The organism is Shewanella basaltis (genome assembly GCF_023283885.1).
Lineage (GTDB): Bacteria > Pseudomonadota > Gammaproteobacteria > Enterobacterales > Shewanellaceae > Shewanella > Shewanella basaltis.
Genome location: NZ_JAKILA010000002.1, coordinates 222,120 through 239,464, shown reverse-complemented (window position 1 = coordinate 239,464; position 17,345 = coordinate 222,120). Strand labels below are relative to the sequence as shown.

15 protein-coding genes and 1 tRNA gene are annotated in these 17,345 nt (G+C 41.7%); 4 read left to right on the top strand and 12 right to left on the bottom strand.

Going from position 1 to position 17,345, the window contains the following annotated elements:
• Positions 1 to 96: 96 nt before the first annotated feature.
• The 7 genes from L2703_RS02830 to L2703_RS02800 all read right to left on the bottom strand — a co-directional run bounded on the left by L2703_RS02830 (position 97) and on the right by L2703_RS02800 (position 5,697).
• On the bottom strand, positions 97 to 657 hold the full coding sequence (locus L2703_RS02830) for a chalcone isomerase family protein (protein ID WP_248969622.1): 561 nt from the start codon (positions 655 to 657) through the stop codon (positions 97 to 99).
• A gap of 137 nt (positions 658 to 794) precedes the next feature.
• Positions 795 to 1,274, bottom strand: a complete 480-nt coding sequence (locus L2703_RS02825) for a DUF2947 domain-containing protein (RefSeq protein WP_248969621.1) — start codon at positions 1,272 to 1,274, stop codon at positions 795 to 797.
• Between the two features lie 480 nt (positions 1,275 to 1,754).
• The gene (locus L2703_RS02820) at positions 1,755 to 1,934 is read right to left on the bottom strand and encodes a helix-turn-helix domain-containing protein (RefSeq protein ID WP_248969620.1); all 180 of its coding nucleotides are present in this window, start codon (positions 1,932 to 1,934) and stop codon (positions 1,755 to 1,757) included.
• A 131-nt stretch (positions 1,935 to 2,065) separates the two neighbouring features.
• The gene (locus L2703_RS02815) at positions 2,066 to 3,187 is read right to left on the bottom strand and encodes a hypothetical protein (RefSeq protein ID WP_248969619.1); all 1,122 of its coding nucleotides are present in this window, start codon (positions 3,185 to 3,187) and stop codon (positions 2,066 to 2,068) included.
• A gap of 15 nt (positions 3,188 to 3,202) precedes the next feature.
• The gene (locus L2703_RS02810; RefSeq protein ID WP_248969618.1) at positions 3,203 to 3,976 is read right to left on the bottom strand and encodes a hypothetical protein; all 774 of its coding nucleotides are present in this window, start codon (positions 3,974 to 3,976) and stop codon (positions 3,203 to 3,205) included.
• Positions 3,977 to 4,282: 306 nt separating this feature from the next.
• Positions 4,283 to 4,358, bottom strand: a tRNA-Arg gene (locus tag L2703_RS02805).
• 133 nt (positions 4,359 to 4,491) lie between these two features.
• The gene (locus L2703_RS02800; protein ID WP_248969617.1) at positions 4,492 to 5,697 is read right to left on the bottom strand and encodes a flagellar assembly protein FlgT; all 1,206 of its coding nucleotides are present in this window, start codon (positions 5,695 to 5,697) and stop codon (positions 4,492 to 4,494) included.
• Positions 5,698 to 6,564: 867 nt separating this feature from the next.
• Between L2703_RS02800 and L2703_RS02795 the strand changes: the two genes are divergently transcribed.
• Positions 6,565 to 7,272: a FlgO family outer membrane protein gene (locus L2703_RS02795; protein WP_248969616.1), complete on the top strand. Its 708-nt coding sequence runs from the start codon at positions 6,565 to 6,567 to the stop codon at positions 7,270 to 7,272.
• Positions 7,272 to 7,721, top strand: coding sequence for an LPP20 family lipoprotein (locus L2703_RS02790; protein ID WP_248969615.1), 450 nt, complete (start codon positions 7,272 to 7,274; stop codon positions 7,719 to 7,721). The genes L2703_RS02795 and L2703_RS02790 overlap by 1 nt, the downstream gene beginning before the upstream one ends.
• Positions 7,722 to 7,806: 85 nt before the next feature.
• On the opposite strand, the gene L2703_RS02785 is transcribed toward L2703_RS02790, so the two are convergent.
• Positions 7,807 to 8,733, bottom strand: coding sequence for a TonB-dependent receptor (locus L2703_RS02785; protein WP_248969614.1), 927 nt, complete (start codon positions 8,731 to 8,733; stop codon positions 7,807 to 7,809).
• 96 nt (positions 8,734 to 8,829) lie between these two features.
• On the bottom strand, positions 8,830 to 9,480 hold the full coding sequence (locus L2703_RS02780) for a TetR/AcrR family transcriptional regulator (RefSeq protein WP_248969613.1): 651 nt from the start codon (positions 9,478 to 9,480) through the stop codon (positions 8,830 to 8,832).
• A 225-nt stretch (positions 9,481 to 9,705) separates the two neighbouring features.
• Between L2703_RS02780 and L2703_RS02775 the strand changes: the two genes are divergently transcribed.
• A complete protein-coding gene (locus tag L2703_RS02775) occupies positions 9,706 to 10,827 on the top strand; it encodes an efflux RND transporter periplasmic adaptor subunit (RefSeq protein ID WP_248969612.1) in 1,122 nt (373 codons plus the stop codon).
• Positions 10,824 to 13,910 carry an efflux RND transporter permease subunit gene (locus L2703_RS02770; RefSeq protein ID WP_248969611.1) on the top strand — a complete coding sequence of 1,029 codons (3,087 nt, stop codon included), beginning with the start codon at positions 10,824 to 10,826 and terminating at the stop codon, positions 13,908 to 13,910. Before L2703_RS02775 ends, L2703_RS02770 begins: the two co-directional genes overlap by 4 nt.
• 522 nt (positions 13,911 to 14,432) lie before the next feature.
• Here the strand turns inward: L2703_RS02770 and cydX are convergent.
• The 3 genes from cydX to L2703_RS02755 are packed head-to-tail and all read right to left on the bottom strand — an operon-like array spanning position 14,433 to position 17,271.
• Complete coding sequence (gene cydX / locus L2703_RS02765; RefSeq protein ID WP_059747876.1) at positions 14,433 to 14,543, bottom strand: cytochrome bd-I oxidase subunit CydX; 111 nt, start codon at positions 14,541 to 14,543, stop codon at positions 14,433 to 14,435.
• A 16-nt stretch (positions 14,544 to 14,559) separates the two neighbouring features.
• The gene (cydB, locus tag L2703_RS02760) at positions 14,560 to 15,699 is read right to left on the bottom strand and encodes a cytochrome d ubiquinol oxidase subunit II (RefSeq protein ID WP_248969610.1); all 1,140 of its coding nucleotides are present in this window, start codon (positions 15,697 to 15,699) and stop codon (positions 14,560 to 14,562) included.
• Between the two features lie 15 nt (positions 15,700 to 15,714).
• On the bottom strand, positions 15,715 to 17,271 hold the full coding sequence (locus L2703_RS02755; RefSeq protein ID WP_248969609.1) for a cytochrome ubiquinol oxidase subunit I: 1,557 nt from the start codon (positions 17,269 to 17,271) through the stop codon (positions 15,715 to 15,717).
• Between the last annotated feature and the right edge of the window lie 74 nt (positions 17,272 to 17,345).

Here is a 17,345-nt window from a genome sequence, read left to right as displayed (position 1 = left end):
CCCCCAGCAAGACACAGGCCGCCTAAGAACCTAGCAAAACACAGTCAGCCCTAGAACTTAGCAAGACGCAGTCCACCCTAGCACCTAACAGGTTATTTACTGCGCCAACATATCTTGCTTTAAACTGTCTTGAGCAGGGCTATCCCCTAACCAAATCTTTAACAAAGCCTGGCGAAAAGCCTCACCAGCAATATCACCTTGCACCTGGCCATTTTTAATGCTGGTCACCCCTCTACCTTTTTGGGTAACAAAGGTAAATTGATCACCTTCAATAATTTCATCGGCAAACAATTGCGTAAAGTGTTCAATGTCGGTCTTAATCGAACCAATATTATTATCGGTTGCTAACTCAAACCCCTCTTCAATGGCTGTACGCATTTTGTCTGAAGTGATCATCCCCGATGTGATGGTTAATTGAATCACGGCAATGGGCGACTTAAGTACAGCATCAAGCTGATTGGCATGCGATGGCAAATATAAGCTACCAACATATAAGTCCATAAAAAACTTACTGCGTACCCCTGCACCATTAAGCACTAAAGTCTGTTCTGCAACTGTCATCTGGTCGGCAACATCAACGTCAGCGACCATTTTAGCCTGTGCCACCATAGGAAAACATACCGAAAAAGCCAAGCCAATTAATGCATAAAGTTTCATGTAATCTCTTTAAAATAATCTGTAAATCTTTAATAAATAGGATATTTACCATCCGTGATAGCAAAACACTTAAACCTGAACCCTGTGTTTCAGGTGCTACTGACAGATGGTTTAATTATCGCGTGTTCTAGAGGCAATTAGCCTCTAACACCTAATTTATACTGGCCATTTTGCTCAAAAATCAACGCTTGCTTATGTTTTGGCGCCATTAAAATTGGGCCATCATCAAAAAACAAAAAGCACTTCCAATTACGTACAAATACATCCCAGCGCGTTTCTATCACTTGGTATTTCTCGTAACAAAAATATACCAGGGTTTCATTAGGCCATTGAATATGTTGCAAAATTGCTTCAGGCAGGGCATTGTCGAGCGAGTCCCATGCAGCCTGCCAGTGCTCCGTCGCATGCCAAGCATCTTGTTTTGACGGCCAATCGCCCTTCTCAAATTGCTCAGCTCGACTGCTTTTATTGCTTATCCACTTATTCCACACCTCCATAGCACTTTTATCGGTAAGAGGTTTAATTAGCGCCTTATCATCGTCTGACACAGGCAAATCTTTATGGTTAAAAATCCACTTACGCTTATAAAGTTCAAACGGAATATATGAGTGTGACAAGCCACTGCTCCTGGCAACTTAAAATAAGGCGCAATTATAGCGTTAAAACGAGGTAAACTGCGATAGAACAACAGAGAAAATAAAGACAAAGTACAGTGGCCATTGTCAGATAAACACACGTGGCGACAATCGCACAATTGTGGAGTACAACGCAAACAAGCATTAAAATTTGTATGCGCGGTTATCCCCAAATAACAGATTTAATCAGCAACTATTATCAACAAAGCTGATAAAAACAGTTTTTGGTATCAAAACACCGAGCTACTCGCTTTAGAGATTCTGAAAAGGCCTACGCTTGAAAAATTACCACCATTCACAATTTAAGACGAACTATAGCAAGTTGGCGCATAATGCGAGGCGGTAATATTCAAACCACCAGTAAACGACTAAGCAATAGCCGTAGGAATTTAAATAAGCGCCAGTATCACAGCCAGCACTTATGCTCATTTAGATATTGAGCATAGCAAGTGCTAGGCATCACTACTCATCTGTCCCCCCCCCGTTAACGAAGTTTTCAACATCGCTTTGGCGGTACATCACACGACGACCAACTTTTATAAAATTAAGAGGATAGCGACCAGTACAACGCCACACAGAAAGAGTGCCTATTGTCACGCCTAAGTATCTCGCCACTTCCGCAGGGGTGAGTAGTGTATTCATGTTAACTCCGATTAGTTTTTGTATGTCGGAGTAAATAATATGATTAGAAGATTTTGAAGTATTCACGCCACAGGGTGTGTAGGTATTACTTGGGGTGTAAAAGTACCGTCACAGGGTGTGACGGTATAGATTTATAACCATTTATATTTGTGACCAGTAGCTACGAGGTTTTGTTTTAACCTATTTTTCATTTCATCGCTTACCCTAGAATAAACAGATTTAATATCGTTATCGTAAGCGTCTTGGCTAAACCCTCGTTCTTTTGCTTTGTCATACCACTCATGGCCAAAGTCAAACTCACCCGTTGAAAGGTAAACAGCGCCTAGCAAAGTACATGGCCTGAAATTTAACGGTGTCACTTTATGTGCTTCTAATCCAAGTTTAATTGAATTCACATAATCCTTTAGGTCTCTACAAACGCCACCATATGTGGTTAATAAAGCAGATTTTAATTTCTTTTCATTCTTAGGAATGTTGAACGGATATGATTCATCTAACGCTTTTTTTATTTTTGTCAGCACTTCAGCTTTTCTATATGCAGCACTGGCATTAACCAGCTCCCAAGGTAAGCTTTTTTGTTTCCAGTTTTGATAGTGAACGTGTGCAAGTTGAAGGTGATATTTTTGTATAACAAGTTCAGTTGAAAAACCAACACTATCTAACCATTTAAGCTCTTCAGGAGTAATTGCCTTCTTACGCAGTTGAGCCAAAAGCTTATCTACACGAGAGTTTTTTTGGATGCCATAAAGTTCAAAATCGTCAAAATCAACACGGTTTGCTTTGAATGCTTCTGCTTCTTCTCTAAGTTGATTCTGTAACATTTCAGCTTTTGCTTTAGCTTCAGATAAAACTTTAGTTTTTCGTTCAAGAATCTCCTGCCGTTTTAGTGCTTCAATTTCATCGAGTTTGGATTGGTAATGAGAAATAACAACATCGACAACATCTTTATTGGCTTCTTTTGATAACTCAGTTTGGCTTGTTGTAAGCCTTTTTTTTGTTTCGACTTTAAGTTTAAGGCCACCACAAATTAAACTTTCAAGCTTATCTGGAACGCTTTCTTTTGAATTAACAGCCCTGAAAAGCTGACGTGTCGTTTCCCCCAACGCAATAGAAATAATTTCAAGGTCAGATTCTAAAACACAAATATCGTGTTGAGTTATATATTTCACAAAAAGGTCAATGTAGGTGCTTAAAAGGGGATACTGCGATTTTGGAAATAGCAGTTGAGCTTGAGAGATCTGTTTATTAACCACTGTAAAAATCCATTTTTATGAAGTTGATTTAATATACTTGCTTAACCAAGAATTGATTGTTCTGATTGCTTGATACGGAGAAGTGAAAGAATAATTAATACTCTCCGCATAACTTAACACTTTCTCTGCAATAGCTTGCGCAGCTTGGTGCGGGTTAGCATAATTTTTCTGAGTATAAAGCTGAATAGCGAAAGCTTCTACTTTATCTTTTTTAGCGTAACGTTTATCTCTGCCTGATTTACCTGCTTTCGATGACTCTTCAACATATCCTTTGAATTTAGTTATCTCCGTTTGAAGTGACTGATATCCTTCATTCGCATCGACAAATTGACGTTTAGCAAATATTTCAAACAATAAATTGGCTTTCTTAGGCATACCAGCCATTTGACAAGCTATAGCACCATGAATAACTTCAGCACTATCTTCACTGATATGATTCAATAATGTTAGAACTTCAATACCACCTTCCTCTCCAAATGCTTCATGCAGATTTTGAGCATTGGCAAACCGTCTTATCTCTTGAATATCGTCCAGAGGGTCTTCGGCAATCGATTCAAATAAAGAATTAAAAACAGCGGCACCTTCAAGCTGCTCAGTCTCAAGTATTGACTGACTATCATCAACTTTCGAAAGCGCTTTGGCTAAAGACTCTTCATCAGTGCCTTCAGGAAGCAAAGGTCTAACGGTTGAATCTTTTTGAGTGAGCATGTCGAATGACTGTAAGCTGGCTAAAAAATCGGCTTTCAGCTTTTGATTAGCATGTTCTGACGAATTTAAAATATTAACCATTTGCAACTACAGCGCTTCAGGCATTTCGGTTAGAAGTTCTTCTAACTGATTATCGACTTCAGACTTGTGAGGTTTAGTTTGCAGGTTAGACTCTTTCTTGGGGGTTCATTACACAATACTTCCATGTTTTAGCTTTAATAGAAAACTATTAGAAATGGAGGTTAATGTCCAATATTGAGTTGAAACTATCGAAAAGTGTTTTTTTGGAAAGTGCTTAAAAAAAATTCCAAAAAAGGGGTTTCCAGAGGCGGCACAACTTTTGATTGTTTTATTAAGAATTTGATTTTTAATAAAAAAGAGATTTTATGGTCTCCCCACAGGGACTCGAACCCCGATCGGCCGCTTAGGAGGCGGCTGCTCTATCCTGTTGAGCTATAGAGAGACCCGTTGATTATACTGAGTTTAAAATTGATTTAAAGTCTTTAAATTTAATTGCTTAAATCTTAGCCTTACATATCGGTATGGCTGCTACTATTATGCATTTTTTGCTCATTACTTTAGCCCGCCCCAATACGCTAATTTTTAATTGCGATATCATTTACTTGAATATTATCTGCCGCATCAATACCTTCAATGATGGCGGTGGCGCTGTCTTCACTGACTTGGTCGATAAACACTCTAGCACGACTTTTACTGGCTATTGGCCGCATTGTATTTAGGCGATCGGGTATGTTTTTTTGCAAGACAATTTGAAATTTATCACCCATTTTGACACCGTTTTTACGGCCCAAATTAATTATTAAGCGATCGCCCTGCCTGGCGATAATTTGCCCCAATAATGGCCTGCAATTTAATTGATTATCTAATGTCAGCACACTTTGCTGAAAAATTTCACTGATGGCCTGGCCGTATGATGAACGCCAAAAACGTTGATTAGCCGGTGACACCACTTCTTGTTTTTCAAACTCCCAAGGCGCCGAGGTTGTAAACGTTTCGGTCCAAACTACCTCACCACTAATGCCATGGTAGAGGGTCAGTTTTATCATGAACTGTCTTAAAGGATAGTCTTCACTTAAACCAAAATAACGACTTTCGGCTGGCTCTGTTGATATGTCAATAATGTCTGGTTGCAATATGTATTGGCTGTCGGTGATTTCGCCTAACCATGTAGGAATTCGATAACCTCTAAAGTTAACCAACTGATTAGTGTTATCAATTTTTTCGTCGGCATGCACTCGTGCAAAACTGTATCTGGATTGTGAATTAATCACTTTACCTAATTGTTGGGTTATTTGCTGTTCAAAATTAACCAACTGGCCGTAGCGTAATTGCGCTCTTTCTTGAATATAAGACTGGGGCAACATAATGGCTGCCTTTAGTGATTGGCTTTTACATTGAGCATTGGGCTCAGGCTCGGCTAACTCGAGTTGAAGCACGACGGTAATAGTGTTTTGGCTAATCATTTCACTCATGAGTTCTACGTTATTTGCTGTCCCCATGCGCTGCATTTGAAAGGTGTCTTGAGTTAATCGTCCTTGGTCGATTGATTGCTCACTGGTAAAATTAACCCCCGCTTTTAGACTTGCATAATTTAACGCCTGACTAATGGCATCTTCACGGGCCTTATCAATGTCGCCATTAACAATTTTGGCCCTGCCGGTGACCTCAACCTGCTCAGCAACAACGGAGTGAACCTGAAATAAGCTCATCGCTAACATAAGTCCAAGCATATATTTAAACTGGCTCACGACACGCTTATAAAGTGTATTTTGCGTCGGCATACAATGTCCTAATGTCAAAAAATCGTCAGTGTGGCCTGCAAAGGCAGATAAACTACTACGACTAACGCAGTAAAATTGAATTAATAAGAATTAAGCAATAATCGCGCCACTCGCTACTTTAATTAAATGAGGTAATACTTTGGGCCTGTTGATCTTTCAAGGTTGTTTTTGCTGCGAATGGTTGGTCATTGCTCATATACCCAAACAACCTGAAGATACTCGATTTCAGCAAGAATTTACACGCGTTTAAGCAAGGCATTGATTGCGGGTAATGGTCGTTCCCTTTCCAAAATCAGCTAAATTAACAAAAGCCGCAGCATAAACGCGTGTAAAACTTGCCCTTTGGGAGTTTCACCGTGTTCACACTACGTTGTTGCGCTAATTTATAAGGTACCTACATTACCGCATTAACGCGCCTAGTATTGAAAACACGGTGAAGCTCTGAAACACGGATTTTCAAGTTGATTGGGTATATATAAGTTCACGGCAAAGGCGTTGAGGCGAAATGAGTCTACATAAAAAATCGATAACGCAGTAAAAATGGCCAATAAACGTTGCCTAAAAGGGTCGGCTAAATAGGTGTTACGCTTTGTTAAATGATGCTTTGCAAATAAAGAGTTGCTTAAAGACTAGGCACAATCCATCGCCTTGATTGACACGCTTTTAACTCGAGCAACATTCACCCCGTAAAGCTCAACAGGCCCTGGATAAAATTGAGTAAAGGTTTTTATCTCTTTGCCGATATAGTTTTATAGTGAATCGGTGGCTTTGTCGCAGCCAACAGTGGCTTTAATAATATTTGATAAGCCATGGTTTAGCAGCATAAGTACAACACAATACCTGGGCGACATTCTTTAAGGAATCATCATGATTAATAGGCTTATTTTACCTGCTACAGTGCTTGCGATATTGACACTCGCAGCGTGCAGCCAAACGCCTAATCCGGCAAATAATTTAGCGTTTAACAATAACGGTAAGTACGTTAAAGTTGCTGATGAAAACGAGGTTTATCACAACCAGTTGGTTTACGATATTCAAGATGCAGGACTGGCACCAAAAGGCCAGATTAATGTGTGGGCTGAAAAACTGGTCAATGAGCTGGTTTTACAAAATGATGCTTTGCGCGCTGATCAGCCATTACTGATCACCACTCCGGTTTTGGCAAATAATTTAAATGCCACCAATGAACTGGCATTGCAGTTACAGCAAGGGCTGTTAGCCGCGTTTCATGCTCACGAGTTTAATTTAGTCGACATGAACGTGGCCACCAGTTTGCGTGCAACTGAGCAAGGTGAATTTATGCTAAGCCGTAATTGGGAGCTGTTACCCTCTGACTTGCCCGTGTCACACGTATTAGTGTCAACCATGACAATGACGCCTGAAGGTGTTGTGTTTAATGGCCGTGTTGTGAATGTAACTAATAATCGCGTACTTTCTGCTGTGCAATCTTTTGTTGCTGCGTCGAGCTTATCTGGTTATTTACAAGAATCTGAAATTATCGAGTCACGCAATGGTTTGTTATACCGCCATGAGAAAAAAGGCGATACTCGTTATACCGTATTAGGAGACAAATAATGAGGACAGTCATATTCGCATTGGCCTTAGTGTTACTCAGTGGCTGTGTCAGTAAAGATAAATATGTGCAGTGGGAAACGCAGGCACCAACCTCTTTCCCGACATTAACTGCGGTGGGCTATGCCCCATTGGCGACTCAACCAAGCCCTGAGCCATCGCACCGTATTTTAATGGCAATGCAGGCCTCTAAAATTGCCGCCTATCGAGAATTAGCGGAACAAGTTTACGGGCAAAAGATTTCTGCCAATAGTGACGTAAGTGAGTGGTTATTAACTGATGACAATATTAAATCAAGTGTAACGGGCATTATTCGTGGTGCTAAAGTGGTTAAAACCTATCCTTCTGGTGAGTTTTATGTCACTGAACTCGCGTTAGACTTTAAACAAGTATGGCAATTGTACGAGCAACAAAATAGACCCAAACGTGTTAAAGAAGTCACTTATTTTTAAAGCTTTATACAATAAATAATGCCGCTGATGTCAGCGGCATTATTTGTTCTAAAAACAGCATTAAACGTTAATTTATATCACGACTTTAAAAAGCCAATTTAAACACTAAACCAAACGCTGCTTGGTCTTCGATGTCTTCGGTCACTTTGGGTTCGCTCAGTTCTATTTCACCGTTAAAGTAATACCCTACGTAAGCATTTAGGCTAACGTTATCGGTTGCTTTCCAACCTGCACGGACAAAACCAACCCATTCATCAATTTCGATGGTTTGTTCATCATCTGCCACTAAAAAGCGTTCGGTTCGCTTTGAGCTACCAATGCCAAAATCAATGTCTGGTCGATACTGGTAGCTTAACTCTAACCCAGCAGGACCACTGAAACCTGCCTGGAACGGGTTAGCTAGCACTAACTTGTCGTTAATTTGCCAACGCACGGCCAAGTAAGGCACTGTACGCACTTCTGATATATCGTTTAAATAGGCAACACCTAACCCAAGCATATTACCTGAGTTAAAACGATACATACCTGATGCAACCACACCATAGCTTTGTGCATTTGAAGATGAGGCAATGTCGGCATAAGCATATTGCAACTTAGGAGCAAGTAAAAACATCCAGTGATTATCAAGCCGATAAGTAAGTGATACTCCGGCACTGTATTGATGTACGGTTGACCAAGGATTGGCATTGGCATTGGCAAATAGTGCAGAGGCTTGTTTACGGCGCCAATCGTAGTCAAGATTGTCATAGCCCACATTTGCGCCTAATGACCATTGACGATTTAACGGCATAGCCGCTGAAAAACTGGTTTTCCAAGCATCACGCTGTAATTGATTGCCATCGCCACCTACGTCTGCCGTTGCCGCTGAAGTGCGCGCAATGGTTAACGAAAATGGTGAGCGAGCTGGCGCGGCAACAGCGTATTGGCATAGCAAAACACCAGGGGCGAGCATAGATAATAATAGTGAACTGGCCGTTTTGGGTTTCAATCGCAAAGCGTTATGGGGCGTCATGGCGATGTGCATCCTTTCAAAATAATAAAACAAGCTGTAAAGCTAACATTATGAACTAATACTCTAATCAATCCACTTTAGTTCACATCCATTGGCTTATTTACTCGCCACTTTATGAGCCCGCAAAAACATGTCGGCAGTGTCTGTTAAGTATTGCTGCCTGGTTAACAATAAATCCTCGGTGTTTATTGCAAGTTCAAGGCGTAATTTAAGCTCGCCAAACAGCATTAAACATAACCTTACGGCACTATCGTGAGGGTTATCAAAATAATATTCACCATGTTGATTCACTTTTGTTAAATAATCACGAATCAACCCCAAAATATGCTTTGGTCCAGCCTCATAAAACAGTTTCGATACTTCAGGATGAGTGTCGGCTTGTGCTACGCAGGTTTTAAATACTGTCATGGTGTCTTTGCTCACAATCAGCTCACCAAATTGTTTAGCAAAAAGTAAAATCACCCGCTGTGGATCATTTGCGTCTATCAGAGTATCTCCGGTGAGTTGGTGTACTGCACATTTAGAATCTATGGCAGCAACAAACAAGTCATCTTTAGAGCCAAAGTGCGAATACACCGTCTGTTTAGACACTCCCGCATGCTTAGCGACTTCATCCATACTGGTTAACGGGAAGCCTTTTTGACAAAACAATTCCATTGCAGACTCAAGCACTTGTATACGCTTTTGTTCACTGCGACTTAAATTGACTTGTTCATCGTTGTGTATGTCTGATGTATGTTCTGTCATGTGTGTTCCGTTAACACTAAAGCAAAATTCAAATGATGTATTGTTCAATACGGTTAAAACATAATACTCAAAAATAGACTGGACAGTCTAGTTTTATAAAATTAGACTACTGAGTCTAGTTAACAATTGAGCTACATCTTATCGCATGACCATAGGCATGACACACCTAAGTCTGAACCCAAGATGAGTTATTGCCTAAACACGTATCGTTTTAAAGGAATCATTATGTTTGCAGTTAGATCACTCAGCCAACGCTTTTGTTATTGGGTTACTGGGATCAGTCTTGTTGCGCTAACGGCTTGTGGCTCTGATGTAAAAGAACATGCACAAACGGTTGAGTATCAGTCGGTGTTAACACAAGCGTTAGTGCCTCATGATCGCTACCAAAAAATACAAACCTATACAGGTACCATTCGTTCAGCAAATACCACAGGTATTGGATTTGAATTAGCAGGTAAGCTCAATACCATTTGGGTCGACAGCGGTGATTTGGTCAAAAAAGGTCAAATACTGGCGCAATTAGACACAGACTTGTTGATTGCTGAAAAACAACAATTAGAAGCCAGTCTGTTACAAACCCAAGCTGATATCGACTTAGCCATTAGCACTCTGGCACGTACACAAAAACTAAAAACACAAAACTACGTGTCTGCACAGCAACTGGACGAAACCCAGCAGCAAGTGATTAGCCTACAAGCCAATCAAAAACGTATTGAGGCCAGCTTAAGTGCTGCAAAATTAAAAATTGAAAAATCAACCTTAACCGCCCCCTTTGATGGCGTGATAAGTCAGCGTTACCACAATCAAGGAGAAGTGATTGCCCTTGGTAGCGCGGTATTTAATGTGGTGGGTAACAGCCAACCAGTTGCCTATATTGGAGTGCCTGTTGATATTGCACAGCAATTAACTGCACTTCAACATGTAGATGTGCGGGTTGGCAAACAAACGTTTACCGCGCAAATAGCCGGCATAAGCGCAGAAGTAAACCCTACAAGCCGTACAGTGCAAATCAGGATACAACTCCCCGAGTCAGCCAGAGCAATTAACGGCGAAATAGCCTACCTGGTTTATCAACAGGACCATATAACACCTGGTTTTTGGGTACCGATGTCGGCATTAACCGATGGTGTAAGAGGCCTTTGGAATGTATATGTTGCGGTAAAAGATACTGCATCGGTTTATAAGATTGAACGTAGAGATGTTGAAATTATTTACACTGATGAGCAACAGGCTTATGTCAAAGGCGCAATCCAACCCAATGAGTTGATAATTGTTGATGGCTTACACAAAGTGGTAGTGGGCCAACATGTGCACTTAGCTGACAATTTAGCTGTGGAGGCGCTATGATAAAAGCGTTTCTTGAAAATGGCCGCTTAACCAGCTTATTTATCGCGCTGTTAATTGTGGCAGGGCTGGGCGCGATCTCTAGCTTGCCTCGCACTGAAGATCCTCACATTACTAACAGGTTTGCATCAGTCATTACTCAATACCCTGGTGCATCTGCTGAGCGAGTTGAAGCATTAGTCACTGAGGTGCTCGAAAACCAATTACGCCGTTTAGAAGATTTAAAACTGGTTCAATCTACTTCTCGGCCCGGTATTTCAGTGATCCAACTTGAATTAAAAGATACGGTGACCGACACAGATCCCGTATGGTCACGTGCACGCGACTTACTTGCAGACAGTAAATATCTGCTACCTGAAGCGGCTCAAAATGGCGTGTTAGATGATCAGTTAGGCTATGCTAGCACGGCAATTTTAGGCTTAGTGTGGGCCGACAATTCCCCTGTAAGAGCCGATATTCTCAATCGCTATGCCAAAGAATTACAAAGCCGCTTACGTTTATTAAATGGTACCGACTTTGCTAAACTCTATGGCGCACCAGAAGAAGAAATACTGGTCGAACTTGACGGAAATAAAATCAGCCAACTTCATCTTACCCCCGCAGGTATTGCTGCCATTTTATCAAATGCAGACAGCAAAATTGCCGCTGGCGAAATTAATAACAACCAATTTAGGGCGTTAGTTGAGGTGTCGGGAGAACTCGACTCGCAACACCGAATTAGTCAAGTCCCGTTAAAAGTCGATGAATATGGTCAAATCATTCGCCTTGGCGATGTTGCTAATATTACTCGGCAAACTAAAACCCCAACCAGTAGCATTGCCCTCATCGATAGCCAACAAGGTATTTTGGTTTCGGCACGTATGCTGGACAATAACCGAGTAGACTTATGGCAACAGCAAGTAAGCCAGACTATAGAGCAATTCTCGGTCAATTTACCTGCTAACATTAAAGTCCAATGGTTATTTGACCAACAAGGTTACACTAAAGATAGGCTTGGTGATTTAGTTGTTAACTTACTGCAAGGTTTTATTATTATCCTTGTGGTGTTAATGCTTACGCTTGGTTTAAGTAATGCAATCATAGTGGCAATATCACTGCCACTGACGGCATTATTTACATTAACCTGCATGAAATACACTGGGCTGCCTATCCATCAAATGTCAGTAACAGGCTTAGTGGTCGCCCTGGGGATTATGGTCGACAACGCCATTGTTATCGTCGATGCGATTGCCCAGCGCCGCCAGCAAGGCATGACAAAACTAGAAGCGGTATCAAAAACATTGCATCACCTCTGGCTGCCGTTAGCCGGGTCAACCATTACGACAATGCTTGCCTTTGCCCCAATAGTGTTAATGCCAGGTGCTGCTGGTGAGTTTGTCGGCGGTATTGCGATTTCGGTAATGTTTGCCCTACTGGGTTCGTATATTATTTCGCACACCATTATTGCAGGCCTTGCTGGGCGCTTTAGCCGAAGCCAAAAAACAACCGCATGGTATCAACAAGGGATGGCTTTTCCTCGCATTAGCCAAGCTTTTACCGCCAGCTTACACTTTGCACTGCACCGCCCATTGCTGAGCGCTATTGTTATTGGCATTTTACCTGTTACGGGTTTTTTCGCCGCAGGCAAAATGACCGAACAATTTTTCCCCCCATCAGACAGAGACATGTTTCAGTTAGAAGTGTACCTAGCACCTCATGTCAGTATTGAGCATACTTTGGCGCAAGTAAGGCTTATCGACGCTAAATTGCATAAAATCGATGACATACTCGAAGCCTCATGGGTTGTGGGCGGTAACACACCATCTTTTTACTATAACCTCACTCAACGTCAGCAAGGGGCGACCAATTACGCCCAAGCCATGATTAAGGTCACCGATTTTGTGGCCGCTAACAGGCTTATTTTGCAATTACAAAAAGAGTTAGATAAAGAATACCCGCAAGCACAAATACTGGTGCGAAAATTAGAACAAGGGCCACCATTTAATGCCCCTGTTGAAATACGTATTTATGGCCCTAATCTAGACACCCTAAAAACATTAGGTGAACAAGTTAGGGGGATTTTAAATGCCACTCCAGATGTCATTCATACTCGGGCAACCTTAAGTTCTGCTGCCCCTAAAGTGTGGTTACAAGTCAATGAAGACGCAAGCTTAATGAGCGGTTTAAGCTTAAGTGACATAGCAGATCAAGTACAAATGGCCACCACAGGGATTATTGGTGGCAGCATTCTTGAGCAAACCGAATCGTTACCGGTGAGAGTCCGCTTAGGCGATAATAGTCGCGAGCAGGCCACTCGTTTAGCTGAAATAAACTTAGTGTCGCCCTCTGGCTCAGGCATTCCTTTGTCGGCGCTGTCTTACAATGAAATTAATGTCAGCAGAGGTGCTATTCCACGGCGCAACGGCGAGCGGGTTAACACGATTGAAGCCTACATCACTAGCGGAGTATTACCCGCTCAAGTATTAAATGATGCTCAAGAGCAAATCAGCACACTGACACTCCCTGCGGGCTATCACCTTGAAATTGGTGGCGAAAGTGCCAAGCGCAATGAAGCTGTGGGTAACCTGCTGTCTAACATTGTGTTGGTATTTACCTTATTGCTAGCAACTGTAGTGCTGTCTTTTAATTCATTTAGATTAACCGCCATCATTTTGCTTAGTGCATTTCAATCGGCAGGTTTAGGGTTACTTGCGGTTTATGTGTTTGGTTACCCATTTGGTTTTACGGTCATTATTGGCTTGCTGGGGTTAATGGGATTAGCCATTAATGCTGCCATTGTGATTTTAGCAGAACTTGAAGACGTGCAAGGCGCCAAACAAGGTGATCTGGCAATGATCATTAGTACCGTAAGCAGTTGTGGTCGTCATATTGGTTCAACCACTATTACCACTATTGGTGGTTTCTTACCGCTGATTATTGCTGGCGGCGGTTTTTGGCCACCCTTTGCCATCGCCATTGCCGGCGGTACTTTATTAACCACTTTACTTTCTTTAATTTGGGTACCAGTAATGTACTTGCTGTTAATGAAACCAAGGCGAACAATTCAACAAAGAAACGCAGTAGCGAGTAATACCATTCCAGGATAACTAACCTGAACTCGGGATAATAAACGCCTTTCAAACAGTCCTTTGCCCCGCTAACTGCGTTGAATCGACTTACAATAGGCTAGCTATTGACGCGTCAATTCGCTTTGTTAGCAAAACAAATAACAAGCTTGAAAGCGAGATGGGTAACATATTGATTTTAAATTGTATAAGTTCATTCCTTATTCCGAGCTCAGGTTAACTAATGAATAAATGAAAGTTTAAAAGGACTTAAACAAAGCGCATGGCTGAATTGATAGTGGTTCTCTTTAGAAGGATGCAACGAGATGTAAGCTCTTTTGACATTCGTTACAAAAGAATCAACCAGCCGCTTACTCTCTACGTTATCGCTATCTGAGGAGTGTAGTGGCATAGCGATGCCTTAATCAAAAAGGCTGGAAACATTCTAAGCGTGGTCACTTATGAATGCAGAATGGTATTACTTAAAACTCAGTATCGCAGCCAATAAAAAACCGCTTTAGTCATAAAGCGGTTTTTTGTAACTAATGGGTGTATGGTTGAAGATTAGTCTTCGCTTTGACGATCCATATTTTCAGTATTTTCAAGCCATAAAGCATTAATAATACCGAATGAACACGCCAGTAACACCCCTAAAATCCACGCAAAATACCACATAAATACGTTCCTTAAATTAGTAAAGTGATGTTTTATTCTCTTCAATAAACGCACGATTTAAGCGGCCGTACATCTTGTAATAAGTCCAAATAGTGTAACTCAATACTGTAGGTACAAAAATAATCGCAGCAAATGTCATCACTTTTAAAGTCATTTGACTTGCTGTGGCATCCCACATGGTTAAGCTCACATTAGGCTCTAATGATGATGGCATCACAAATGGGAACATTGCAGCACCACATGTCACAATCACACCAGCAATAGCAAGCGAGCTGAACAAGAAAGCAAAACCACTACGATTAAAGCGACTGGCTAAAATAACCAATACAGGCATAACTAAACCTAATATCGGGAATAACATGGTCACTGGGTATTTGTCGTAGTTGGCTAACCAGGCACCGGCTTCAACCGCCACTGTTTTTGTGGTTGGGTTTGATTGACCAGCAAGATCTAGCGTTGATGTAATCACATAGCCATCAATACCATTGACTAACCATACGCCTGCTGCGGCAAAGAATACAAACAATAAGCTTGCACAAATTTGCGAGGCTTTGGCACTGCGTACGCGTAACTCGCCTTCGGTTTTCATTTGCAACCAAGACGCGCCTTGCATCATAAACATGGTGACACTCACTAGACCGGCTAACAAACCAAATGGATTTAACAAGCCGAATAAGCCACCGTGGTAAGTAGCACGCAAGTATTCATCAAAGTTAAACGGCACGCCTTGCAATAAATTACCAAATGCAACGCCAATGATCAGTGGTGGCACAAAGCCGCCAACAAACAAGGCCCAATCCCAGGTTTTACGCCATTTTGGATCTTCAATTTTTGAACGGTAATCAAAACCAACTGGGCGCATGTACAGTGCAAATAACACCAACATCATCGCCACATAAAAGCCAGAAAATGAAACCGCGTACACCATAGGCCAGGCTGCGAATAACGCACCACCTGCGGTGATAAGCCAAACTTGGTTGCCGTCCCAGTGTGGGGCAATAGAGTTAATCATAATACGGCGTTCAGTGTCGTCTTTACCAATAATCGGTAATAACGCACCAACTCCCATATCGAAGCCGTCGGTGACAGCAAAACCAACAAATAGCACGCCGATTAATGCCCACCAGATAAATCTTAATACTTCATAATCAAACATAATCAGGTCCTCCGATTAGGCATCTTGGGTTTCAAAGTGATAACGACCTGTCTTTAAGCTACTTGGGCCAAGACGAGCAAACTTGAACATTAAGAAAGCCTCTATCACCAGTAAAATGGTATAGAACACCGTAATCGAAATGATACTGAACCATAAATCAGCAGGCGTTAAGCTCGATGCTGACATAAAAGTAGGAAGTACTTCAGAGATAGTCCAAGGCTGGCGACCAAACTCTGATACAAACCATCCTGCTTCAATGGCAATCCAAGGTAGCGGTAAGCTGTACAATGCCGCTCGCAATACCCACTTTTTCTCAGCAATTTTATGACGTGTGCTTTGCCAAAATGCGGCAGCAAACACAAACAACATAATCACGCCACAACCAACCATTAAGCGGAAAGACCAGAACATGGGCGCAACAGTTGGAATAGAGTCGAAAGATGCCGCTATGATTTGCTCTTCTGTTGCGTCAACCACTTTATCGGTATAACGTTTCAGTAAAAAGCCATAGCCTAAATCACCTTTTGTCGCTTCAAATTGCTCACGAGTTTCAGGTGTTTCATCACCGGCACGTAGTTTCTCAAGTAATGCGTATGCAACCATACCATTACGAATTCGAACCTCGTGCTCTTTAACAAGATCTCGTATCCCGGTGACTTCTTCATCTAAAGAACGGGTTGCGATGATCCCCATTAAATACGGTATTTTAACAGCATAATCTGTGTGCATGGTTTCTTGGTTAGGAAAACCAACGGCAGTAAAGGCTGCAGGAGCAGGTTCTGTGTGCCACTCAGCTTCAATTGCAGCTAATTTAACGCGCTGAACCTCACCGACCTCGTAACCAGACTCATCACCTAGCACGATAACCGATAAAATGGCAGCCATACCAAAACTTGCTGCAATGGCAAACGAGCGACGAGCAAAAGGTAAATCACGACCTTTTAGGATGTAGTAAGCACTAATAGACAGAACAAACATTGCCCCCGCAACATAGCCAGAAGCCACGGTGTGGACAAACTTAACTTGTGCAACAGGGTTAAATACCACTTCGGCAAAGTTGGTCATTTCCATGCGCATGGTTTCGTAGTTAAACACAGACCCTACAGGGTTTTGCATCCAACCGTTTGCAATCAAAATCCACAATGCAGACATGTTAGAACCAAGTGCAACTAACCAGGTTATTGCAAGATGTTGACGTTTGCTAAAACGATCCCAACCAAAGAAGAACATACCCACTAAGGTAGACTCAAGGAAGAATGCCATCAATCCTTCAATCGCCAGTGGCGCACCAAAGATATCACCAACATAGTGCGAATAATAAGACCAGTTAGTACCAAACTGGAACTCCATCGCCAATCCGGTAGACACACCTAGGGCAAAGTTAATCCCGAACAACTTACCCCAAAACTTAGTCATGTCTTTATAAATCTGGTTATTAGTCATTACATAAACTGACTCCATAATGGCCAGAATAAAGGCTAACCCCAGGGTAAGTGGAACAAATAAAAAGTGGTACATGGCTGTCAACGCAAATTGAAAACGCGATAGCTCAACAACCTCTTCGATAATCATTGGCGACTCCTTACTTCATTCAGTTCGACCAAATGCGACATGGCAATAAAGCATTGCCAAATTGATGATATTGT